Source organism: Paraburkholderia sp. BL17N1 (genome assembly GCF_003634175.1).
Lineage (GTDB): Bacteria > Pseudomonadota > Gammaproteobacteria > Burkholderiales > Burkholderiaceae > Paraburkholderia.
On sequence record NZ_RBIW01000002.1, the window covers coordinates 1624985 to 1648918 of the forward strand.

General features: G+C 63.6%; 19 protein-coding genes. 7 read left to right on the forward strand and 12 right to left on the reverse strand.

Going from position 1 to position 23934, the window contains the following annotated elements; all coding sequences use genetic code 11:
* Positions 1-107: 107 nt before the first annotated feature.
* The 5 genes from glgX to B0G82_RS27245 all read right to left on the reverse strand — a co-directional run bounded on the left by glgX (position 108) and on the right by B0G82_RS27245 (position 12674).
* Positions 108-2327, reverse strand: a complete 2220-nt coding sequence (gene glgX, locus B0G82_RS27225; protein ID WP_121309649.1) for a glycogen debranching protein GlgX — start codon at positions 2325-2327, stop codon at positions 108-110.
* Between the two features lie 110 nt (positions 2328-2437).
* On the reverse strand, positions 2438-4648 hold the full coding sequence (gene glgB / locus B0G82_RS27230) for a 1,4-alpha-glucan branching protein GlgB (protein ID WP_121309650.1): 2211 nt from the start codon (positions 4646-4648) through the stop codon (positions 2438-2440).
* On the reverse strand, positions 4641-8105 hold the full coding sequence (gene treS, locus B0G82_RS27235; RefSeq protein ID WP_121309651.1) for a maltose alpha-D-glucosyltransferase: 3465 nt from the start codon (positions 8103-8105) through the stop codon (positions 4641-4643). The genes glgB and treS overlap by 8 nt, the downstream gene beginning before the upstream one ends.
* Positions 8102-11545 (reverse strand): alpha-1,4-glucan--maltose-1-phosphate maltosyltransferase, encoded by a 3444-nt coding sequence (locus B0G82_RS27240; protein ID WP_121309652.1) that lies wholly within the window; start codon positions 11543-11545, stop codon positions 8102-8104. Before B0G82_RS27240 ends, treS begins: the two co-directional genes overlap by 4 nt.
* A gap of 466 nt (positions 11546-12011) precedes the next feature.
* Positions 12012-12674, reverse strand: a complete 663-nt coding sequence (locus B0G82_RS27245) for a DUF1345 domain-containing protein (protein WP_116147045.1) — start codon at positions 12672-12674, stop codon at positions 12012-12014.
* Positions 12675-13035: 361 nt separating this feature from the next.
* On the opposite strand from B0G82_RS27245, the gene B0G82_RS27250 reads away from it, so the two are divergent.
* The 4 genes from B0G82_RS27250 (at position 13036) to B0G82_RS27265 (ending at position 17679) form a co-directional block, all read left to right on the forward strand.
* The gene (locus B0G82_RS27250; protein WP_199730171.1) at positions 13036-13629 is read left to right on the forward strand and encodes a sugar dehydrogenase complex small subunit; all 594 of its coding nucleotides are present in this window, start codon (positions 13036-13038) and stop codon (positions 13627-13629) included.
* A gap of 122 nt (positions 13630-13751) precedes the next feature.
* Positions 13752-15353, forward strand: a complete 1602-nt coding sequence (locus B0G82_RS27255) for a GMC family oxidoreductase (protein WP_121309653.1) — start codon at positions 13752-13754, stop codon at positions 15351-15353.
* Between the two features lie 19 nt (positions 15354-15372).
* Positions 15373-16797: a cytochrome c gene (locus B0G82_RS27260; RefSeq protein WP_121309654.1), complete on the forward strand. Its 1425-nt coding sequence runs from the start codon at positions 15373-15375 to the stop codon at positions 16795-16797.
* A gap of 144 nt (positions 16798-16941) precedes the next feature.
* Positions 16942-17679, forward strand: coding sequence for a metallophosphoesterase (locus B0G82_RS27265; protein ID WP_181916854.1), 738 nt, complete (start codon positions 16942-16944; stop codon positions 17677-17679).
* A 148-nt stretch (positions 17680-17827) separates the two neighbouring features.
* On the opposite strand, the gene B0G82_RS27270 is transcribed toward B0G82_RS27265, so the two are convergent.
* Positions 17828-18529, reverse strand: a complete 702-nt coding sequence (locus B0G82_RS27270; protein ID WP_121309655.1) for an RES family NAD+ phosphorylase — start codon at positions 18527-18529, stop codon at positions 17828-17830.
* Positions 18526-18963, reverse strand: coding sequence for an MbcA/ParS/Xre antitoxin family protein (locus B0G82_RS27275; RefSeq protein WP_116147055.1), 438 nt, complete (start codon positions 18961-18963; stop codon positions 18526-18528). Before B0G82_RS27275 ends, B0G82_RS27270 begins: the two co-directional genes overlap by 4 nt.
* Before the next feature lie 112 nt (positions 18964-19075).
* On the opposite strand from B0G82_RS27275, the gene B0G82_RS27280 reads away from it, so the two are divergent.
* Positions 19076-19681, forward strand: coding sequence for a hypothetical protein (locus B0G82_RS27280; protein ID WP_121309656.1), 606 nt, complete (start codon positions 19076-19078; stop codon positions 19679-19681).
* Between the two features lie 7 nt (positions 19682-19688).
* Here B0G82_RS27280 and B0G82_RS27285 read toward each other — a convergent pair whose 3' ends face one another.
* From B0G82_RS27285 to B0G82_RS27300, 4 genes are all read right to left on the reverse strand, one after another.
* Positions 19689-19898, reverse strand: coding sequence for a hypothetical protein (locus B0G82_RS27285; protein ID WP_116147059.1), 210 nt, complete (start codon positions 19896-19898; stop codon positions 19689-19691).
* 61 nt (positions 19899-19959) lie between these two features.
* Complete coding sequence (locus B0G82_RS27290) at positions 19960-20361, reverse strand: DUF2442 domain-containing protein (RefSeq protein ID WP_116147061.1); 402 nt, start codon at positions 20359-20361, stop codon at positions 19960-19962.
* Complete coding sequence (locus B0G82_RS27295) at positions 20358-20600, reverse strand: DUF4160 domain-containing protein (protein WP_116149086.1); 243 nt, start codon at positions 20598-20600, stop codon at positions 20358-20360. The genes B0G82_RS27290 and B0G82_RS27295 overlap by 4 nt, the downstream gene beginning before the upstream one ends.
* A gap of 58 nt (positions 20601-20658) precedes the next feature.
* Entirely contained in the window at positions 20659-21519 is an 861-nt protein-coding gene (locus tag B0G82_RS27300; protein ID WP_116147063.1) for a LysR family transcriptional regulator, read from the reverse strand.
* A gap of 102 nt (positions 21520-21621) precedes the next feature.
* Between B0G82_RS27300 and B0G82_RS27305 the strand changes: the two genes are divergently transcribed.
* Positions 21622-22005: a tautomerase family protein gene (locus tag B0G82_RS27305; RefSeq protein ID WP_116147065.1), complete on the forward strand. Its 384-nt coding sequence runs from the start codon at positions 21622-21624 to the stop codon at positions 22003-22005.
* Between the two features lie 72 nt (positions 22006-22077).
* Here B0G82_RS27305 and B0G82_RS27310 read toward each other — a convergent pair whose 3' ends face one another.
* Positions 22078-22872, reverse strand: a complete 795-nt coding sequence (locus tag B0G82_RS27310) for an SDR family oxidoreductase (protein ID WP_121309657.1) — start codon at positions 22870-22872, stop codon at positions 22078-22080.
* Between the two features lie 202 nt (positions 22873-23074).
* Here B0G82_RS27310 and B0G82_RS27315 point away from each other — a divergent pair, with 202 nt between their 5' ends.
* Positions 23075-23911: a TOBE domain-containing protein gene (locus B0G82_RS27315; RefSeq protein ID WP_121310875.1), complete on the forward strand. Its 837-nt coding sequence runs from the start codon at positions 23075-23077 to the stop codon at positions 23909-23911.
* Positions 23912-23934: the final 23 nt, after the last annotated feature.

Genomic DNA, 23934 nt, shown 5'->3' on the forward strand with positions numbered 1-23934 from the left:
GCGTGTTACACGTCGCTCGCAGGCGCTGCCTGAGACACTCGCACAACGCGTACGACGACAACGCGTAATAACGCAGCCCGCATGCTGTCGGGTCGCGGCGCCGCCGCCTAAGTGGTCGGCGACGTATCGCTACTGGGCGGATGCGCACCCGGATCGGGCGGCAGCGCCGTCAGAAGCCGTGGCCCATGCTGCGCACCGGCCTTCCAGCCCGCTTGCCAATCGGCGTCGCCCACTGGCTGCGCGGCCAGCATCACGAGGCTGTGCGCGGCCACTTCGACCTCCGCCGCCGCCAGCCGATGCGGCGCGCTCTCCGGCTCCGCAGTGTCTAACAGCACGTGCCATTCCAGGTGCGGTGCGGGCGGTGTAAAACGCTGTGTTTCCTCGTTGGCGTTAAGCATCATCAACAATACTTCTGTTTCGCCGTTTAAGCCTGGACCCGCGCGGCGCAGCGTGAACGCTCGGCCTTCGGGATCCTGCCAGGCCTCAATGGTGAGCGGGTCGCCGTGTTCGTCGAACCAGCCGACATCGAACAGGCCCGGCAATACTTCACGATCGCCGAACAGAAAACGCGTTTCGCGCAGCAGCGGATGTTGCTTGCGCAGCGCGATCACGCGCGCGACGAACGCGGTCATCTGCCGCCCGTCCGGCGAATCCGCGCGTTCCCAGTCGATCCATGAAATTTCGTTATCCTGGCAATACGCGTTGTTGTTGCCGTTCTGCGTGCGCAGCGATTCGTCGCCGGCCAGCACCATTGGCGTGCCGAGCGCCATCAGCAGCGTGGTGATCAGCGAGCGCGCGACACGTTTGCGGGTGGCGAGAATCGCGGGGTCGTCGGTCGGTCCTTCAACGCCCCAGTTGCGGCTGCAATTTTCATTGTGGCCGTCGTTGTTGCCTTCGCGATTGGCATCGTTGTGCTTCTGCTCGTAAGAGGTGACGTCGGCCAACGTAAAACCGTCATGCGAGGTGACAAAATTGACCGATGCCCACGGCTTCCTCGCCCGCCGGTTGAAGAGGTCCGCCGAGCCGGTCAGGCGCGCGGCAAGGTCGGGCCGCAAACCGGCGTCGCCGCGCCAGAAACGCCGCACGGTGTCGCGGAAACGGTCGTTCCATTCGCTGAAGCCTGGCGGATGATTGCCGAGCTGATAACCGCCAGGACCGATGTCCCACGGCTCGGAAATCAGTTTGCGTTGCGACAGGATCGGGTCTTGACGCAACGCGTCGAAGAAACCGGAGCCGGGATCGAAACCGTGCTGCTCACGGCCGAGCGTGACGCCGAGATCGAAACGGAAGCCGTCGATATTGAACGCCGTCGACCAGTAGCGCAGCGAATCCATCACCATTTGCAGTACACGCGGGTGCGGCAGATTCACGGTATTGCCACAGCCTGTGTCGTTGATATGGTGACGTTCGTCGCCGGGAATCAAGCGGTAATAGCTGGCGTTGTCGAGGCCGCGCCATGAGACCGTCGGCCCCATCTCGTTGCCTTCGCAGGTGTGGTTGTAGACCACGTCGAGAATCACTTCGATGCCGGCCGCGTGCAGCTGACGCACGGCGATGCGCATTTCGTCGAGCCGGTGCGTACTCAGATACGATGGCTCCGGCGCGAAAAAAGCCGCCGTGTTGTAACCCCAGTAGTTGCGCAGGCCGCGCTCCACCAGGAAGCGGTCGTTGAGAAACGCATGCACGGGCAGCAGTTCGATCGCGGTCACGCCGAGCTTCACCATATGTTCGATGAACTCCGGCGAAGCCAGTGCCGCGAACGTGCCGCGTTCATGCTGACGCAAATCGGCGCGCAACATCGAGGCACCGCGCACATGCGTCTCGTAGACGATGGTTTCGCCCCACGGCACGTTCGGGCGTTTGTCGTGCGACCAGTCGAACGCTTCGTCGATCACCACGCACTTCGGCATGGCCGGCGCCGAATCGCGCCGGTCGATCGAAAGGTCCGCGCGATTCGAGTGCACGCGATAACCGAACAGCGCATCCGACCAGCGAAACTGGCCGACCAGTTTGCGGGCGTACGGATCGAGCAGCAGCTTGTGCGGGTTGAAGCGATGCCCATGCTGCGGCTGATACGGCCCATGCGCGCGAAACCCATAGGCGGTGCCCGGATGCGCGTTGGGCAGATAGCCGTGCCAGACTTCGTCGGTGCATTCGGGCAGCGTGTAGCGGCGGATTTCCTTGCGGCCCGTGGGGTCGAACAGGCAAAGCTCGATTTTTTGCGCGTTCGCCGAGAACACCGCAAAGTTGACGCCGAGGCCATCCCAGCTAGCGCCGAGCGGATAGGGCGAACCGGGCAGAAGCCGGTCGGGCATTGCATGCGACATGATTCCCCTTCCTTGTTCTGATTGTTGAACGCGATCGTGGGTCTTCATGCAACGAGCGCGCGGCGCGAAGATTTCGCACGCCGCGCGCTCGCTTCACCGCTCGTCCTTCTTTAGTCCGCGCGCAATACGATCGTTGCAAGCGGCGGCAGCGTTAGCGAAGCGGAATGCGGCCAGCCATGGCTCGACTGTTCGTCGGTATGGATCAGGCCGCCGTTGCCCATGTTCGACCCGCCATACACGCCGGCGTCCGTATTGAGCACTTCCGACCAGCGTCCGCCGCGCGGCATGCCGATCCGGTAACCCACACGCGGCACCGGCGTCATATTGCAGACTACGACCAGTTCGCGGCCGGCGCCATCGGTGCGGCGATAGGCGAACACGCTGTTGCCGCTGTCGTCGCCGATCAGCCACTCGAAGCCGCCCGGCTCGCAATCGAGCAGATACAGCGCGGGCTCTTCGCTATACAGCCGGTTCAGGTCGCGCACCAGCTTTTGCACGCCGTGGTGGTTCGGATCGTCGAGCAGATGCCAATGCGGCGACGTATCGTGGTCGAACTCCGCCAACTGGCCGAATTCGCCGCCCATGAATAGCAGCTTCTTGCCGGGATGCGTCCACATGAAGCCGAAATACGCGCGCAGGTTGGCGAACTTCTGCCACCTGTCGCCGGGCATCTTGCCGAGCAGCGAGCCCTTGCCGTGCACCACTTCGTCGTGCGAGAGCGGCAGCACGAAGCGCTCCGAGTACGCGTACACCATCCCGAACGTCAGCATGTGGTGATGGTATTGGCGGTAGACCGGATCTTCCTCCATGTAGTGCAGCGTATCGTGCATCCAGCCCATGTTCCACTTGAACTGGAAGCCGAGACCACCGTCTTCGACACGCGCCGTGACGCCCGGCCATGCGGTCGATTCCTCGGCGATCGTGATCGCACCCGGCGCGCCTGGCACGTAGCCGACTTCGTGATTCAGGCGCTTCAGGAACGCAATCGATTCGAGGTTTTCGCGGCCGCCGTAAATATTCGGCACCCACTCGCCGGCGGCGCGCGAATAGTCGCGATACAACATCGACGCGACCGCGTCCACGCGCAGACCGTCGACGTGATAGCGCTTCAGCCACGCCAACCCCGAAGCGACCAGGAACGCGCTCACCTCGTTGCGGCCGAGGTTGTAGATCATCGTGTTCCAGTCCTGGTGATAGCCTTCGCGCGGGTCCGCATGCTCGTAGAGCGGCGTGCCGTCGAAGTCGATCAGACCATGAGCGTCGTTCGGAAAGTGCGCCGGCACCCAATCGAGAATCACGCCGAGTCCGGCTTCGTGCGCTTTGTCGACGAACCTCGCGAACTGTTCGGGCTTGCCGAAGCGCGCCGACGGCGCGAACTGCCCGAGCGGCTGATAACCCCACGAGCCGCCGAACGGGTGCTCGGCAATCGGCATGAACTCCACGTGCGTAAAACCCATGCTTTTCACGTACGGGATCATGCGCTCCGCGAGTTCATCCCAATCGAGCCCGCGCTGACCTTGTTCCGCGACGCGCAGCCAGGACTCGGCATGTGCTTCGTAGATCGAGATCGGCGAGCGCGGCGTCTGCTTGCCGGCGCGCGACTGGATCCATTCGTGATCGGTCCACGGAAACTGCTCGATTTCGTCGACGTGCGCGACGATGGATGCGGTGCCCGGCGGCTTCTCCGTTTGCATCGCGCAAGGATCGGCCTTCAGAGGTAACGGATGACCATCGCGCGAGAGCAGCTCGTATTTGTAGCGCGTACCCGGCCCGACACGCGGCACGAACAATTCCCACACGCCGGCCTGATGCCGCAGCCGCATCGGGTGACGCCGGCCGTCCCACGCATTGAAGTCGCCCACCACCGAAACGCGCCGTGCGTTCGGCGCCCATACGGCGAAGCGCACGCCCGGCACGCCGTCGACTTCCATCGGGCGAGCGCCGAGACATTCAAGCACCGCATAGGGATCGCCACCGGCGAGCCGGCCAAGCGGCTCGTCGCCGAGAACCGGGCCGAACGAATACGTGTCCTCGATTTCCTGCACCACGCCATGCCAGTCGATTCGCAAACGGTACGGCGCCGCAGTCGTGACGCGGCCGGCAAACAGCCCCGGCCGCACTTGCTCGAGTTCGCCGAGCAGCGCACCGTCGGCACGCGCAATCACGCTGACATGCGCGGCGTTCGGCAACAGCGCGCGTACCACGGGGCCGGCGTGGGTCTGATGCATCCCGAGTTGCGAGAAAGGATCGGGGTGGCGCGCTTCGACGAGCGCGTCGATCTCGAGCGGTTGGAGGCCTACGGCCGGATCATGCTCACTCATAGTCGCCCTCGGCCGGATTAGGCGGTGTGGCGGCGCCTGGCGCCTGGGTTGATGAATGGTGGCTGGGCGCCCCGGTGTCGCCGAGCAATCGGCTGGTGAGCGCGGCAAGGCCGCGTACCGGCAAACTGAGCCACGTCGGACGGTTGGCCGCTTCGTAACGGATTTCGTAGGCGGCTTTTTCGATCAGGAACAGATCGAGCAAGGCCTGTTCGGCTTCGGGCGCGACGAGCGGCGTCGACGCTTGCGCGGCAGCCGCGCGATACTCGCTGAGGAACGTTTCGGTGGCATGCGCGCGGAAACGATCGAACAGCGCGCGCTTGCGATCGGCGGTCTGTTGCGGCGCGGCCTCCGTGGTGGACTGCGCCGCCGCGCTCGCATACGACAGCGAACGCATCAAGCCGGCCACGTCACGCAGCGGGCTCGATTTCTGACGACGTTCTTCAAGCGAGCGTGCCGGCTCGCCTTCGAAGTCGATCAGGAATGCGTCGCCCTGCGCGACCAGTACCTGGCCGAGGTGGAAGTCGCCGTGAATGCGAATGCGCAGCGCGCCCGCGTCGGCGGAAACCAGCTTGTCGACGGCGGCCACCAGTTCTTTGCGCCGGTCAATCAGACTTTGCGCCAGCGCCTTGGTTTCCGGATCGCTCATCTGCTCGATGCGCGGCGCGAGCAGGTCGAGCGCGCTGGCGAGCATGGCTTGCGTGCCGTCCACCCACGCCTTCACCTGCTCCGCGCCGGCCGCTTCCGGCGCGAACGCCGGGTCGTCCGTCGGCGAGGCGAGCGCTACGTGCAGTTCGCCCAGCCGCCTGCCGATAGTGCCGGCCAACGCGCTGTAGCCTTCCAGCAGAATTGATTCGTTGGTGCGGTCCGGCGCCGATTGCGCTTCGGTATCGACGGCGATAGCGAGTTCGTCCACCGAGCGGCGCAGATAATCGAGCGACCAGTTCCACGCGTCGCCCTGATTCTCGATATAGCCTTGCAGGATACAAAGCGTGTGCGGCACGCCTTCGGGATCGACGCGCACCACTTCGCCATACAGCGGTGCGGTATTCGCGTAACCCAATTGCGTGAGGTAGCGGCTGATTTCGGCTTCCGGATGAATGCCGCTCACGAGACGACGCACCAGCTTCAGCACGACTGCGTCGGCGATGATCAGCGAACTGTTGCTCTGCTCAGCGGCGAGCCAGCGGATCTCCGGCCGTTCGCCGAGTCCTTCGAGTTCGGCGAAACGCTCGGTCGGCAGGAACTTGATTTCGCTCTTCTGCACGGTGGGCACGACGGCGCGTTCGCGCAATTTACGCATCACGCCATGCGCGAAGATCGGCAAGGCGAAGGCATCCGTCAGATGCCCCACGTTGCGGCCGCGCCGCACGCGTGCGAAGGCCAGTTGCTTGAACAACGGGAAAGTGGTTTCGCCGCCCCACGTGATGGCGATCGGCACCACGTAGCGCTCGGTGTGACCGCCCACGTCCGCTTCGATTTCGGTAAAGGCGAAGCCGCCGTGCGGAATCGTGGTCAATGCCGCGAGCCGCACCGCATTGAGCTTTTGATCCTTCGACGCAAACCAGCGGCGCCGGCTCAGCCACGAAGGCAGCACTTCCGATTCGAGCAGACGTACGTTTTCCGGCGTCGGACCGACCTGGCCTTCGCGGATCACGATCGTGACGAATTCCGGCAGCGATTCCGAATGAGCCTGTGCCCACGTCGGACGCTGGCCGCCGGGGCACAGCATGAACCACAAGAAGCCGTACGGCGGAAACGTCAGCAGATAAGTCAATTGGCCGATGGCCGGGAACACAGAGTCCGCGGTCATTTCGATCGGCACCGAACCGTTGAACTCGGACAGATCGAGCTCAACCGCTTGCGGCGCGCGCGAGAGATTTGCCACGCACAGGATCGGCGGTTCGCCTGGCATTTCACGCAGATACGCGAGAATCTTGCGGTTTTCCGGCTTCAGGAAGCGGATCGTGCCGCGCCCGAAAGTCTGCTTCGCGCGGCGCGTGGCGAGCATGCGCCGGGTCCAGTTCAGCAGCGAATGCGGGTCGCGGCTCTGCGCCTCCACGTTCACCGCGTCGAAACCGTATAGCGAGCCCATGACCGGCGGCAGCACCAGTTGCTCAGGGTCGGCGCGTGAAAATCCGCCGTTGCGATCGGATGACCACTGCATCGGCGTACGCACGCCGTCGCGGTCGCCCAGGTGGATGTTGTCGCCCATGCCGAGTTCGTCGCCGTAATAGATCACGGGTGTGCCGGGCATGGAAAGCAGCAGCGAATTGATCAGTTCGATACGGCGGCGGTCGCGCTCCATCAACGGCGCGAGGCGGCGGCGAATGCCGAGATTCAAACGGGCGCGGCGATCGCTCGCGTAGGTGTTCCACAAATAGTCGCGCTCGGAATCCGTGACCATTTCCAGCGTCAGCTCGTCGTGATTGCGCAGGAAAATCGCCCACTGGTTCGTTGCGGCGAGGTCCGGCGTTTGCCGCATGATGTCGGTGATCGGGAAGCGGTCCTCGCTCGCAATCGACATGTAGATGCGCGGCATCAGCGGGAAGTGGAACGCCATGTGGCATTCGTCTTCGTCGCCGAAATATTCCTTCACGTCTTCCGGCCACTGGTTCGCTTCGGCTAGCAGCATCCGGTTCGGATACTCGGCGTCGATGGTGGCGCGGATCTTCTTCAGGATGGCGTGGGTTTCCGGCAGGTTCTCGTTGTTCGTGCCTTCACGCTCCACGAGATACGGCACCGCGTCGAGCCGCAACCCGTCGATGCCCATATCGAGCCAGAAGCGCATGACCTGCAGCACTTCCTTCAGCACGGCCGGATTGTCGAAATTCAGATCGGGCTGATGCGAGTAAAAACGATGCCAGTAGTACGCGCCCGCCACCGGATCGTGCGTCCAGTTGGACGGCTCCGAGTCGATAAAGATGATCCGCGTTTCCTGATACTTCTGATCCGTGTCGGACCACACGTAGTAGTTGCGGTGGTTCGAGCCCGGCTTCGCGCGGCGCGCGCGCTGAAACCACGGATGCTGATCCGACGTATGGTTGATGACCAACTCGGTAATCACACGAATACCGCGTGCGTGCGCTTCCTGAATGAAGCGCTTCACGTCGGCGATCTGACCGTAGTCGGGGTGCACGTTGCGATAATCGGCGATGTCATAGCCGTCGTCGCGTCGCGGCGACGGATAGAACGGCAGCAGCCAGATCGCGTTCACACCGAGTTCGGCAATGTAGTCGAGCTTCGCGATCAGGCCGGGAAAATCGCCCACGCCGTCGTTATTCGCGTCGAAGAACGACTTGATGTGCACCTGATAGATGATCGCGTCTTTGTACCAGAGCGGATCGTCGCTCAAGGCGGCGGGCTTGCCGCGCCGATTGGTGCGCGGCCTGGCCGTGTTGCCGGGGGCATTGCCCACCGGTGACTGTGTCGTGGTTTGAGCTGGGTCGTCACGCTTCATGTCGCACCTTCCGTTGAGGTTGGGTTGCCAGCGTCTGCGTGATAGTCGCTGTCGGCTTCATCGGGCCGGTCGGCGGGCAGGCCGCCGAGCGGCGCGATGCGCCAGATCGAGAACGGCTGGCCCGACCCGAGCTGAACGTGCTGCCAGCGGCCGTGCCATTCGAAGCGGGCGCCGGTCATCTGGTCGGTGACTTCCAGCGGGCCATGATCGTGCAGATTCCATTTCTGGAAAGTCTCCCACGACAATTCGATATCCGCGCCCTGTTCGTTGAACGGGTCGAGATTGATTGCGACGAGGATCACGTTGTCGCGCGCTTCGGTTGCCTTTTCGAAGAACAGGATGTGGTCGTTATGCGCGGGCAGGAATGTCAGGCCGAGATGCGTTTGCAGCGCCGGGTTCGCGCGGCGAATCCGGTTCAGCGCCGTAATCTCGGGGACGATATTGCCGGGCCGGTTCCAGTCCCACGCGCGCAACTGGTACTTCTCGGAGTCGAGATATTCCTCGCTGTTCGGCAGTGCGGCGGCCTCGCATAGCTCGAAACCACTATACACGCCCCACAAACCGGCCAGTGTGGAAGCGAGTGCGGCGCGAATCAGAAAGCCCGTGCGTCCCTGCGATTGCAAATGCCGCGGGTTGATATCCGGCGTATTGACGAAGAAGTTCGGCCGGTACGAATCACGCGCGCCTGTTTGCGTGAGCTCAGTCATGTACTCGATGAAATCGCGCTTGGATTCCCGCCACGTGAAGTACGTGTATGACTGCGAGAAACCGATCTTGCCGAGCCGGTTCATCATGCGCGGGCGCGTGAAGGCTTCGGCGAGAAAGATCGTGTCGGGATAGCGTGCCCGTACATCGGCGATTACCCACTCCCAGAACGGTAGCGGCTTGGTGTGCGGATTGTCGATGCGGAAAATGTGCACGCCCGCTTCGATCCAGAACAGGAAGACATCGCGCAGCGCGAGCCACAAATCGGGCTTGGCGTCGTGCGCATAGAAGTCGGGATTGACGATGTCCTGATACTTCTTCGGCGGATTCTCCGCATAGCGCAGCGTGCCGTCGGGGCGCCACGCGAACCACGTCGGATGCTCCTTCAGCCACGGATGATCCGGCGAACATTGCACCGCGAAATCGAGCGCGATTTCCAGGCCGTGCTCGTGCGCGGCGGCGAGCATCGCCTTGAAGTCGTCGAGCGTGCCGAGTTGCGGATGCACGGCCGTATGGCCGCCTTCCGCCCCGCCGATCGCATACGGGCTGCCGACGTCGCCCGGCTGCGCCGTCAGCGTATTGTTACGGCCTTTGCGATTCGCCACGCCGATCGGGTGGATCGGCGGGAAATACAGCACGTCGAAGCCCATATCGCGAATGCGCGGCAGTTTGGCCGTGACGTCGGCGAAGGTGCCGTGGCGCGATTCGTCGTCACTCATCGAGCGCGGGAAGATTTCGTACCAGCTTGCGAAGCGCGCGGCGGTGCGGTCAGCGTCGATCTTGTAGATGACCGGATCGCGGCTCAGGAATGGCCGGTGGCGCGCGGCGGTCATCGCTTTTGCCGTGGTCGGCGAGAGCAGCAGCGCGAGCTTTGTTTCCGCATCGGCCTTGGTGAACAGCTTGACGATATGTTCGAGCGGTTCGATGAGCGCCCCTTCCGAAGTTTCGACCTCGGCGAGCACCAGCGCGAAAAGATGCGACGCTTCGTCGAGTTCGAGTTCGACGGTTTGTCCCGCCTTCAGCTTCTTCTGCACGTGCTCGACCAGTGAAGCGAAGTCGTCGCGCCATGCGATCACGGTGAATTCGTGACGGCCCATGCGTTCGAGCGGGATGCGCGCTTTCCAGATATCGAGGCCGGCGGGTTGGGCCGGTTCCATCAGCACTTCGTGCCAGGCGGTTTCGTCGGCGGCGCGCCAGATCACGGCGGCGGCGATCTTGTCGTGACCTTCGGCGAAGATCGCGGCGGTGATTTCCGCGCGTTCGCCCACGCTGCGCTTGGCCGCGAAGCGGCCGTTGTCGACCGAGGGCGTCACGCTCTCAATGGCCACGCGCGGCGCGCTCAGCGCCTCGAGTACGGTCTTGCGGCCGCTGCGCTTGCTGTTCGGTTTGTCGATGGGCGGCGCGAGGCGGATCGGCTTCTCCGTGACCGCGCGGAACAGACGGACCGCGCCAGGTGCAAGTGTGAATGGCGTGAGGGTGGCGGGTGAGGCGTTGGCGGGCGCGTCGAGCGGCACGAAGCGCGTGAAGTTGCCGGGCACGCCCGCAAGGAAGCGCGCGGGATCGACGCGTACCGGCGCGCCGAGTTCGGGATTGATCGCGATCAGGATGGCTTCGTCGGCATGGCGCAAGTCGGGCTGGTCGGCGCGCAGCAATATCGCCGCCGGTGCGCCGGGTCCGCTGAGCGGGCGCAACTCACCGTTGGCGTGCAGCGTTTTCGATTTACTCGCCACCAGGTTCACATGCGTGATGGCTTCAGTGAGATCGAACTTTTTCGCCTGGGCGGCACGGGCGAACTGCGCCGCGTCACCGCGTGTTTGCGACATGGGCTCGGCGATACCGTACTCGAAACCCATCGGCATCATCCAGCCCGTGCCGATCGACGCCGAGGTAAACAGCGCGCGCCGGTAAGCCCGCTCGACGATGGCGGCGTCGTGCACATCGGTCAGTTCGGCGGCGAGACGAGTGCCGTACGGCGCTTCCGGAAAGCCGATCGGCGCGGCGATGCGCGCGAGCGCGGCATGCTCCTCGACCATCCAGCTCGCGCGGAAGTCCCACCAGCGCACCGACGAGAACACGCTGTCGAAGCCGGCGCCTTGCAGGCCGAGCAGATCGTCACGCGCCAGGCCAGGCGTGGCGGCGAGAAAACGCACCTCAGGATGCTGCGCGCGGGCGGCGGCGCCCAATTGCCGCCAGACGGCGGCCGGCACGCGATGCGGCGAATCGAAGCGGAACCCGCCCACGCCGGCCTCGGCGAGCGCCAGCAGTTGCTGCGTCCACCAGCCGACCAGTGCGGCACTGCTGCCCGCCTCGTTGAAGTTCGCATACGCGACGTTGTCCTCGCGATGCACATGGCGCGGATCGAGCCGCGCCTCTTCAGATTCGAAGGGGTGGAACCAGTCGGCATGTTCGGCGTACAGAGTGCCGTCCGCGGCCATCCGGTCGATCACCAGATCGACCAACAAGGTCAGGCCATTCTGCTTTGCCGCGTTCGCTAGCGTGCGAATCGCCTCCGTGGCCGATTGCTGTTGGGTTTCGAATACGGGATGCAGGCGGGCGTGGTTGCCGACCACCTGTCCGTGGCCGGCCTGTCCAGGCTCGAAGAGGCTGCCGATCAGCGCGTGATCGAAGCCGAGCGCGGCTGCGTGCGCGAACTGCGCTGGCCAAGCATCGAGCGGCCCAACCAGAAGTGAATGAAAAAAGTAAATCCGCGGCGCGTACCCGTTTCGAGGTTCCATCGGTGGTTTCCAGATTCGTCCTGCTGCGGTGTGGATGCAGTTGGCATGCGATCACAGCGCTCATTGGGCTTCCAGAGCCGAATACCGCGCGATGCATCAAGCGAAGGCGCGTACTGGTCAATGTAGTGCAAAGATCGTCACGCCGCTGGCCAGTAAAGGGTGCTTTGACGCCAGGCGTCGATTGCGCGGGCCGGCCAGATCGCTTCGGGAGACGCAGCAAACGCTGTGCCAGTGCGGCTCGAACGGGAGTGATGGAGAGGGGAGCGTACGCTTCGCAGTAAGCTTCCGAAGGAGGCGCAAAAAAGGCGCGAGGCGCCAACAGACGTCGAATGGACGGCCGCCGCGTGTAAAACGGGCGACCGCGGTCCGGGATTTACACGTGACGCGTCAGAGGCGGGGCGATGACCGCAAAAAGCGGAGCTTCATAGAGGAGGGGTGTTCGCGAGTTCGCGTTGTGTCGGCAGTATTACGAGCCGAGCAAACCCGCCGCGATGTTCACGCACAAGCCCAGCACAGCCACGTTGAAGTAGAACGACAGGACGGATTGCGCGAGCGCCGCGCGGCGGAACGAACGCGAGCGCAACGCCACGTCCGACGTTTGCGAGGCGACGGCGATAGTGAACGAAAAATACAGAAAATCCCAATAGTCCGGCTGGAGCGCCTTGTCGGGAAACAGTAGCGGCGTTTCCTTTGCTTCGAGATCGTAGTAAAGCCGCGCATAGTGCAGCGTGAAGATGGTCGGGATCAGGAACCATGCGCCGAACAGCGTGAGCCCGGTCAGCACGTAGTGCCAAACTGTGGAAGCGCCTGCCGTCCCCTTGACCGAGGCCAGTTCCATCACGATGGCGGCAATACTCGCGATGGTCGCCATACAGATCACGATCAGCACCACGCCGGCGTTCTCGTCGTCGCGACGGGCGAACTCGCGCACGCGGCCTTCGTCGGCGACGGCCATGTGCACCCAGATCATCGCCAGATAACTCCAGACCGCTGCGTCCCAGCCGGCCAGCACGCGGACCATCGCACGTGTATGCGCGGGCAGGAGCCCCGCGGCGATAATGCCGAGCGCAAGACCGACCAGCATGCGCGGTCGATTGCGAAGAACCTGTGGGTAGTATTTGGTGAGCATGGAATGTAGGGGTGTCGTGCTCTCAGTGTCGCGGATTCTACCCGCGCCGGGTCCATCATTTGTCGAATGGACGGGTCACAGGCTATAGTCTTTCGCAACGCCCTTGCGCGCCGCTTTCAGTTGAAAGGCGATTGGCAGGCGGCCCGGTTTTTTTGCTGGGCATGTCATGCCATGCAGACAGTTTCATGCGAATGTCATCAGCACCGCGTCGCTCCAGTTCGCACTGGGTATGCGCGGGCTCATAAAAGACCGCTCAAGCGGCGCTTAGACCAGGTTTGGGGTAGAGATCGACGCCACGCGCGAATGGCAGCACGCCACGGTCGCGAGGCACGTTGAGAATCACTCACCATCTGGAGTCTCCATGACAGATGTACCCAAGAACAATGATGCGCGCCACGAAGCGACGCATCCAGCAGAGTTGTCGCCGTCAGCATCGGTTTCCGCCTCGCGCAGAGCGTGGGTGCTCGGCGCATGCGCGGCGGCCGCGGCGCTCGCGTTTGCCGGCGCCGGCCGCTCGCTTTCATGGATCACGCCGGCGTTTGCGGACACGCCCGCAGGCGGCGGCCTCGACGCTTTCCTCGCACTCTCGCAGCGCCTCACCGGCCGCACGGGCTTCGATGCCTCGCTCGGCAAACGCGTCTACGATGCCCTCGTCAAATCCGACAGTCAGTTCACGCAGAACGTCGGCGCGCTCAACACATGGCTGCAGGGCCATGGCGGCGTCCCGTCCGATACCGTGACGCAGGCTTTGCAAGTCGACCAGCCGGCGCTCGCCAAAACCGTGAGCGCGATCATGCGCGCGTGGTATCTCGGCCTCGTCGGCGACATGCCGCATGTGGACGTGGTCGCTTATGAAAAAGCCTTGATGTTCGAGCCCGTCAAGGACGTGCTCACGATTCCGTCCTATTGCCGGGACGTGCCGTTCTACTGGACGAAGAAACCGCTGAGCGCTTAAGGAGACCTTCCTCTCGCGCGTGCCGCATCGCTTGATTGAATCGTCCGACGCAGGTACGTGAATACAGCAAGCACAAACAGGCAGCACAACAGGCAGCACAGCAAGCCTGCAAGAGGGCAACAATGGCAAACTCAAATTCCGCCGACATCGTCGTGGTCGGTTCGGGCGTGGCGGGCGGACTGGTCGCGCATCAGATGGCGCTGGCCGGCGCGTCGGTGATTCTGCTCGAAGCCGGGCCACGCATTCCGCGTTGGCAGATCGTCGAGAACTTCCGCAACTCGCCGGTCAAATCGGACTTCGCAACGCCGTATCCATCCACGCCTTACGCGCCGCACCCCGAGTACGCGCCTGCCAACAACTATCTGATCCAGAAAGGCGACTATCCGTATAGCTCGCAGTATCTGCGGCTGGTAGGCGGCACGACCTGGCACTGGGCCGCGGCCGCCTGGCGGCTTTTACCCTCGGACTTTCAGTTGCACAAGCTGTATGGCGTGGGACGCGACTGGCCGTATCCGTACGAAACGCTGGAGCCCTGGTATTCGGCCGCTGAAGTGCAACTCGGCGTGTCGGGCCCCGGCAATTCGATCGATCTCGGCTCGCCGCGCTCGAAGCCGTATCCGATGAACCCGCTTCCGCTCTCGTACATGGATCAGCGTTTCAGCGACGTGCTCAATGCGCAAGGCTTCAAGGTTGTGCCCGAGCCGGTGGCGCGCAACAGCCGTCCGTACGATGCGCGGCCCACCTGCTGCGGCAATAACAACTGCATGCCGATCTGCCCGATTGCCGCGATGTACAACGGCGTCTTGCATGCGGAGAAAGCCGAACAGGCCGGCGCGAAACTGATTCCCGAAGCGGTGGTGTATCGCGTCGAAGCGGACAACAAAGGTCTGATCACGGCGGTCCACTACAAGGACCCGAACGGCAACAGCACGCGCGTGACCGGCAAACTGTTCGTGCTCGCCGCGAACGGCATCGAAACGCCGAAGCTGATGCTGATGTCGACGTCCGATAAGTTTCCGCACGGCGTCGGCAACAGTTCCGACCAGGTGGGCCGCAACCTGATGGACCATCCGGGCACGGGCGTCACGTTCCTGGCCAATGAACCGCTGTGGCCCGGACGCGGACCGATGGAGATGACCTCGATCGTCAACTTTCGCGATGGCGCGTTTCGCTCGGACTACGCCGCGAAGAAGCTGCATCTCTCGAACGGCGTGCCCACGATGAGCGTGACCGCCGCGCTGCTCAAGCAAGGTCTGACCGGCGCCGAACTCGACCGGCAGATACGCGACCGCGCGGCACGCACGCTGAATATCAACAGCTTCCATGAGCATCTGGCGGAGCCGCAGAACCGCGTGGTGCCGTCGGCGGATCACAAGGATTCGCTCGGCATTCCGCAGCCGGAAATCTATTACTCGATCAACGACTACGTGAAGAAAAGCGCGGCCAACACGCACGAACTGTATGCGCAGATCGCCGCGCTGTTCGGCGGCGCCGAGGTCACTTTCGACGACACCTTCGCGCCGAACAATCACATCATGGGCACCACGATCATGGGTAGCGATCCGGCGGATTCGGTCGTCGATGCGGACTGCCGCACGCACGACCACTCCAATCTGTTCATCGCCAGCAGCGGCGTGATGCCGACCGCGGCGTCGGTGAATTGCACACTGACGATCGCGGCTTTGTCGTTGAAGCTGGCCGACAAGCTCAAGCATGAAATCTGAGCGTGAACGGAGAGCCACAATGACGAAGAACACCTCTCGCGCGCAGCGGCTCGAGGCGCTGGCGCAGAAGGCCCGCCGCCGCCATCTCCGGGTCGCGACGCTGGCCGCGATTTTTTCGCTGTTCGCGCTGTACGTCGCCTGGTATGAGGCACACGGTCCCGGCACACAGCGCAACGATGAACTGCCAATCACCCAGGCCCGCGCCGACGACGCCGCGCAAGCGGCCAGCGGCGCGGCCTTGCCGGTGACGGCGGCCGGCAGCGACCTGGTCAAGCGCGGCGAATACCTCGCGCGCGCCGGCGATTGCATGGCGTGCCATACCGCGGACAAAGCGCGGCCTTTCGCGGGCGGCCTGCCGATCAACACGCCGTTCGGCACTATCGTGACGCCGAATATCACGCCCGATCCGGACACAGGCATCGGTCAATGGACCGACGCCGATTTTCTGCGCGCCATGCACGAGGGCATCGGCAAAGGCGGCGAGCGCCTGTATCCGGCCTTCCCATATGCGGAGTACACCAAGGTCACCGAGCAGGACGTGCTGGCTATTCGCGCGTATTTGAACACGCTCACGCCGATCCACTACACGCCGCCCGGCAACAGCCTGAATTTCCCGTTCAATCAACGCTGGCTGATGGTGTTCTGGAACCTGTTCAATTTCACCGAGGGCCGTTTCGTGCCCGATCCCCGGCAAAGCGCCGAATGGAATCGCGGCGCGTATCTGGTGCAAGGGCTTGCGCATTGCGAGGAATGCCATACGCCGCGCAATTTCACTCAGGGTTTGAAGTCGAGCGCGCGTTTCGCCGGCGCAGTGCAGGCCGGCTGGCACGCGTACAACATCACGTCCGACAAGAACAGCGGCGTGGGCAACTGGAGCGACGACGAGCTGATGTCGTATCTGTCGACCGGTGCGGCGCCGGGCCGCGCCAATGCAGCCGGTCCGATGGCCGAAGTGGTGACCGACAGCACGCAATATCTGACGCGTGAAGATCTCGGCTCGATCGTCGCGTATCTGCGCGCGGTGCCGCCGATCAGCGGCGGCGAATCGCGCCCGCGCGACCAGTGGGGCAATCCCGCCGACGACGTGACGGCGCTGCGCGGCACCGCTGTCCACGCCGTGAACGGTGCGCAACTGTTCGTCGCCAATTGCGCGAGCTGCCATGGCTGGACCGGCCAAGGCGTGGGCGCGAGCGCGCCGGGGGCGTATCCGTCGTTGATTCACAACTCGGCTGTGGGCGCGAGCGACTCCAACAATCTGGCGATGGTGATTCTGCACGGCGTCACTCGTACGACGAAACAGGCCGACGTGCTGATGCCCGCATTCGCCAATCAACTCAGTGATGAACAGGTGGCCGCCATCACCAACTATGTGACCAGGCATTTCGGCAATCCGCAGTCCACCGTGACGGCCGATCAAATCGGCAAATTGCGAACTCAGCAATAGTGACCACGCGAACGGGTGTTTCCGGTAAAGTCTGCCGGAAACGCGTCGCTTTGGCGTTGATTTGCGTCATTTCAGGCCGCTGCGGCGCCAGGAAACGATGGGCAGCGCGCATACGTATCGCGGATGCCGCATTATCATGAAACCATGGCTTCCGTACTCGTCAATTCCGTCCAGCATCACGCCGCGAACCAGAGCGGCCGCGACTTCGTGGTAGGCGATCTGCATGGCTGCGTCGATGCATTGCGCTACCTGCTGCGCGTGATCACGTTCGATCCGGCGCGGGACCGGTTGTTTTCGGTCGGTGATCTGGTGGACCGCGGCGAGCATTCCGAACTGGCTTTGGCGCTGCTCGACAAACCCTGGTTTTTCGCTGTGCTCGGCAATCACGAAGACACCCTGTGCGCCGTGGCCGACGGACGCTTGCGGCGTCAATGGTGGTATGGAATCGGCGGCATCTGGGCGGCGCAATTGTCCAACGAACGCTTGCAGCATTACGCCGAGATCTTGCGCGGGTTGCCGCTTGTGCGCGTGGTCGGCAGCGGCAAGGAGCGCTTTAATGTTCTGCATGCCGAATTTTTCGGTTCGGACGCGGAGCTCGACGCGGGCAATTTCTCCGAAGAAACCCGCCAGCGATTGCTGTGGGGCCGCGACCTGGCGTTGGGCAATGGCGATCCGCAGCGGCAGCGCGGACTCTCGCTGACTTATTGCGGCCACACGCCGATGCGCGACATCAAGCAGGTCGGCTCGCAGCTGTTCATCGACACCGGTGCGTTCGGACCGGGCGGCAAGCTCACGATCGTGGAGCCGCTCGCGTTGCGGCGCTGGTCCGTCTCGACCGAAGAGGCCCGCGCGGAAGGCGCGGCGGCGCTGGCGCTGCCTTGACGGCGGGCGGCGCGCGCCGGCCCACACGTTGGCCACGTATTGGCCGCACATGGGCCACACGCCGGCCGCGCTCCGGTCGCGCATCAGCCACGCATTGGCCACGAATCAGCCACGAATCGGCCACGCATCGACCATTCACGCCGCGCGATCAGCCGACCTGGCTGAGTTCGAACACCATATCCACAGTCGCGCCGTTCCAGTTGTATTCCAAATACGCCGCGTGATGGCAGTCGCGTAGCAGCGTGGTCTTGAACGCAGCGAGGCATTCGCCGCCGTCATCGCGCACCGACGGGTACACGATACCCGGCGCACCCGCCTCGCGGACGGTTCGGCCGAGCGACTGTCCGGCCAGGTAGTCATCCGGGGACAGCACCGCGAGATCCACCGAGGTGTCGTCGCGAATGTCCACCACGTTGCCTTGCGCGACGACGGTGTAGAGCCGCATCTGCTGGCGCATGGGCGGCTCGGCCGTCGCTTCCAGAAATTTCCCCGTGTGATAACGCGTTTCGGCGATGGCGGTGGCGCGTGAGCGGGCGCAATAGAACACGCCGTACGTGCCGTCCGAGAAACGGCTGCCGAGCGGATTCAGATGCGTCAACGCGGCCATGATCGACCCGTAGCCCGGCCCGAAGCGGCGCTCTTCGCGCGGCACCAGTTCGAGTTCGCCGACTTCGGTGCGCAGGCGGTCGTTGGTCATTGCTTCGAGCGCGTACAGCGCGTCGAAATCTTCCGGCGAGGCAACCCGGTCGAACAGATTGACGGCCGGAAAGCGCGTCGGAATCACGCGATACGCGGGCGACCAATCGAGCGGCGCCGTGCGCCAGCGGTCCTGCCAATGCGGTTGTGTCACGCCCAGCCGCCTCGCATTGCGTCGAGGTACTGGCGCACGGCCACGAGGTCGCTGATGTTGCCCGCCAGCATGCGGTCTAGCGCGCGGCGGCCGCCGAACGGCGGCGCGCTGTTGGGGCGTTTGATCCAGGTGTCGGCGGCACTGGCTTGCGGCAGCAGGATTTGCAGTGCCTTGTAGATGCCGAGCAGCAGCGATAGGCGTTCGAGCGTGTCGCGCCCGAGGCGGGCCGTTTCAGGCGTGGCCTTCCATTTGAAATAGGTCGAGCGGCCCGGCGAACCGAGCAGCACGATCTGTTCTTCCGCGCTCAGGTCCCAGTCGCGCGCAATGTTGAAGAACGCACGTAGACCCGCCGCGGACATTTCCGTTAGCGTGGGTTCCGAAACCGGCCGACGAATCGGCGCTTCGGATTGGGTGGCGCGGGCAGCGTGAGCCATGAGTGGGTAAGTCCTAATTTGTACTTGAAAATGATATTAGTCTAAATGTGGATTTTTGCAAGAGAATATAATCCTGGCTCGTCATAAAATCGAAGATCAGGAGAAGCAGGAGATGGGCGTTCGAGCAGTAGCAGGAGCGGCGCTTGCCGTGTGGTGTATGTCGAGCGCGGCGACGGCCGCCGGTTACGCCGAAGTGTGGAATCCGCCCGAGGCGAGCGGGCATGTCGGAAGCCTGGCAAAGAAGCCGGGGGCGGCCAAGGTCAAGTCTAATGCCGGTTCGAAGACGGCGTCGAAGGCCACTTCAAAGGCCGTCTCGAAGCGCGTTGTAGCGGCGACAGCGTACGGTGATCAGCGCGCGGCGCATGCCGGCGTGAACAAGGTGGCCGCCAAGGGCGCCACGAAGAGCGGGACCAACTCCACGCACACAGGCAAAACCGGATCGAAAGCGGCCGTGGTCGCGCAGAGTAAAAAGCCGCACGCGCAACTGGTCCAGACGAAAGCGGGGCAGGGCAAGGTTGTGCGCGCGAATCTCGTGGTTCCGGCTCGTCAGGCCCAACCGCAAACGGCCAAGGTCGTGGCAAAAACCGGCGCGGCGAAACCGCCTGCATCTCACGTGAATGTGCCGGCCTCATCCGCAAACGTTAGCGCGAATCCCGCGGACGCAACGAGCAATCCCGCTACCGCCAGCAGCGGTTCGCTGCCGCCAATCCTTCACTGATCCGCAATCAAGCTGGGCGTTTGTGTTTCGGTTTGCTGCGCGGCAGACCTAACTTTGTGCGTTCAAGTTCGAGGATGCGCGCCGATGGTTTTTCCAGGCGCGGCGACTGGACCTTCCACCCGTGCCGGTACGACTCGACGTCGGTGGGCTGCTTCGGCACCAGGGCGATCAGTTCGCCGCGCTCGACGGCATCGTCGAATTCCAGTTCAGGCACCATGCGGTACACGAGGCTGCGCTGCCGGCAAGCGCCTCACGCTCCGCGATGCGGATTTACGCAGCTAGGCGGCTTTGCGCGGACGCCCGCCTTTCTTGCCGTTCTCACGCGCCGCAGCCGATTTCGCGTCGGATTTGACGCTGCCGCCGCTGCGGCCGATATCGCGCATCCACGCCTTCGATCCGAAAACGCCGTCGATCAGGCCGTGAACCGACACCACGACGTCGAGCGTCGGAAAGACGAGCGCCGACCCAAGACCGAAGATCTGGATCTCGCGGAGATCCGCAGGCGCCGCGTTGTGCAAACCCTCGATAAAAGCGATCGGCACCAACAACGAGATGCCGTTTGTCAGCGCGATATCGAGCCGTTTAGTGCGTGGTTTGTAGCTTGCGCTGCGGGCGGCGGGGCGCTTGGCGGTTTCGGCGCCGCGTTCCTGAGCAAGCCGCCATTCTTCGCTGCTGTTCATGAGTGGATTCCTTTCCAGGCGGAGCACAGGAACGGCACCATTTCATTAAGGCGTTTAGCCAGCCGGCGCGCTTCGCGTTCTGAATACCCTCGAGCCTCGCGGATGGATACCGGGCCGTCGGGACAATTCAAGATAAAGATAATCTCACCATCCGGACCGAGTACATGAACATGTGGCGGAGCGTGATCGTGAGGGTAAATCACCACGAGCAGCCCGTCGATCCGGGCAATGATGGGCATGGCCACGATTATATACCGTATACCGTAGCCGCTTGGGTTTTCATCTGAATGGACGCCATCAGTAACTCAAAACGCTCGCCAACCCATTCGTCACCAGCCGCAACGTCTCCACCGACCGCTCGTCTCTCACCCGCGAATGCAGCGTCACGCGCGATTCCGGCAGCGTTGGCAAACCCAGCCGGGGGCCGACGTCGATCAGCCCACGCGGCGCCACGCGGCGCGCCAGCGGCGACACCGCCAGTCCTGCCGCCACGGCCGCGCCGACGGCCGCCACGCCGCCACCGACGAACACCTCCTGCCAGCCGACGCCCGCCTGCGCGAGCGCGCGGAGCGCCACGTCGCGCACGTTGCACGGCGGGCTCAACAGCGCGAGCGCCAATGGCTCGCCGACTCGCGGCAGCCACGCCGGCGTGGCGAGCCAGCCGAGCGGTTCGCTGAACAGCACCTGGGCGTCGTCGCGCGGCGGTTCGTCGGCGCCATAGCGGACAATCACCGCGTCGAGGCGGCGTTCGTCGAATTGCGCGAGCAACGCGGCCGACGTGCCCAGATGCAATTCGATCACCAGACCCGGGTCGTGCGCATTGAGCTTGCCGAGCAGGTGCGGCAGGTCCGGTCCCGCGACATGCTCGCTGAGTCCCAGCGCGAGCCGCCGTCGTTCGACCGACAGCGACCCCAGCGCGCGTTCATGCGCGTTCAGCAGATCGCGCGCGGCGCTAAGAAAGGCGTTGCCGTCGGCGGAAAGACGCACCACGCGCGGCGTGCGCTCCAGTAATTGCTTACCCAGATGCGCTTCCAGCCGCTTGAGCTTAAGACTGACGGCCGATTGGGTCGTGTCCAGCGCGTCCGCGGCACGCGTGAAGCTGTGCAGGTCGGCGACCAGAACGAAGGCCCGGACCGCGTCGAGATCGAGAACTTTCATTTCTGATGAATATAGATGAAATCATCAATGATGTCTGTTCATTATGAATGAGCGCGCCTAAGCTGTGTTTTACCCAATCAACGCAGCCAAGGAGATTTCATCATGCCGCTCACACGAATCGCATTGCGCGCAGGCAAGCCCGTCGAGTACCGGAAGGCGGTGACGCAGAGCATCCAGCGCGCGCTGGTGGACACCTTCAACGTGCCGAAGGACGACATTTTCATGCTGATCACCGAGCATGAGGCCGGCAATTTCGTGTACGACAACCAGTATCTGAACGTCGAGCGAAGCGACGATCTCGTGATCATTCAAATCACGCTGAACAACACCCGCACCCTTGAGATGAAAAAGGCGCTGTACAAGCGGATGGCGGACGAACTGGCGGAATCGCCCGGAGTGCGACGAGAGGATGTATTCATCAACCTCGTCGAAGTGCTGAAGGAGAACTGGTCGTTCGGCAATGGGATTGCGCAGTACGCATTGTGATGGCTGCAGCCGTCACGTGATGTGAAAACGGGCGGCCATGCCGCCCGCCGTTCGCTGAAAAAAGCGGCAACGTCACGCAATCGTATCGATCACGCCGCCGTCGACGCGCAGCGCCGCGCCGGTCGTCGCCGAGGCCTGCGGCGAGCAGACGTACACGACCATGTTCGCCACTTCCTCGGTGGTGGCCGCGCGCTGAATGATCGAACTGCTTCGATGCTCGCGGACGAACTCCGTGGCGACCTGCTCGACGGTTTTGCCTTGCTCTTTGGCCGTGTCTTCGACCATCGAACGGAAGCCGTCGGACAAGGTTGGTCCGGGCAGCACGGCATTCACCGTCACGCCGCTGCCGGCCGCCTGTTTGGCGATGCCGCGCGCGATGCTCAGTTGCGCCGTCTTCGAGAAACCATAAGCGAGCATGTCCGGCGGAATATTCAATCCCGATTCGGACGAGATGAACACCACGCGGCCCCACTTACGCTCCATCATCCCTTTGAGGTAGTGGCGCGTGAGTCGCACGCCCGACATCACGTTGACCTGGAAGTAGCGCTCCCAGTCGTCGTCTTCGGTCGTGAAGATGTCGCCGGGTCCGAAGATACCGAGGTTATTCACCAGGATATCCGCCTGCGGCACGGCTTTCGTCAACGCCTCGCAACCCTCCAGCGTGCCGAGGTCGCCCGCGAAGCCCTGCAATTTCGCTTGCGGCGTGCTCTTGCGGATCGTGTCGATCGCGCGGTCCACCGCCTCCTGTTTGCGTCCGTTGATGATTGTATGCGCGCCTGATGCGGCAATGCCGGTGGCGATGGCAAGGCCGATGCCCGCCGTGGATGCACTGACGAGAGCGGTCTTGCCCGATAAATCGATGTTCACTGTCTTGCTCCTTGTTGAAGTTGCAGCGCGCCGGCCGTGGCCAGCCGCGCCGAAAATGCAAAGGATGTAGTGTTCGAAGCGTCGAACTCGAAGTATCCCATCTATCCGTTTTCGAGGTCCGCCAGGTTAGCGGCCGGTGGCGCAGGTTTGCGTCGCTATAATGATTCGTCGTCCTCTCCTCGGTCATCGACCGCTCTTCGCCATGACACCCGACCGCACCGATCCTTCCCGCGAAACGCTTGAACTCGGCGGCTCCGTCTGGTTTCAGGCGGGCGCGCAGACGCTCGGCGGCGCGTCGCGGATCGCGCTGCTTGCGGCGATCGGCGAGACCGGCTCGATCACCAGCGCGGCGAAAGCTGTCGGCATCAGCTACAAAGGCGCGTGGGACGCCGTCGATACGATGAACAATCTCGCGGGCGAGCCGCTCGTGGTGCGCCTGACCGGCGGCAAAGGCGGTGGCGGCACCACGCTGACGCCGCGCGCCCTCAAACTGATCGAGACGTTTCGTGCGGTGGAGCGCGAGCATCGACGCTTCCTCGAACGCGCGGGCGCGGCCATCGAAGGATTCGCGACGGACTGGGATCTGATCGGCCGCATCGGCGTGAAGACGAGTGCGCGCAATCAGCTATATGGCACGGTGTCGACGATCACGCGCGGCACCGTCAACGACGAAATCACGCTGGCGCTGCCCGGCGGCCACGCGATCGTTTCCGTCATCACGCATGAGAGCACCGAGACGCTGGGGCTTGTCGAGGGCGTGGCGGCGTTCGCATTGATCAAGGCCTCGTGGGTCGTGCTGCTCGTCGACAACGCGAGCGGCGCGCCGCTCAAACTCTCGGCACGCAATCAGCTGCGCGGCACGGTGCAGAGCGTGAAGCGCGGCGCGGTCAATGCCGAGGTATCGCTGGTGCTGGCGGGCGGGACGGTGATCACGGCGGTGGTCACCAATGAAAGCGTCGACACGCTCGGCCTCGTGGAAGGCGGCGGCGCTGTTGCGGCGTTCAAGGCGTCGAGCGTGATACTTGGCGTGAAGGATTGAGCGCGGGAAGCGCTCGCTGTTGC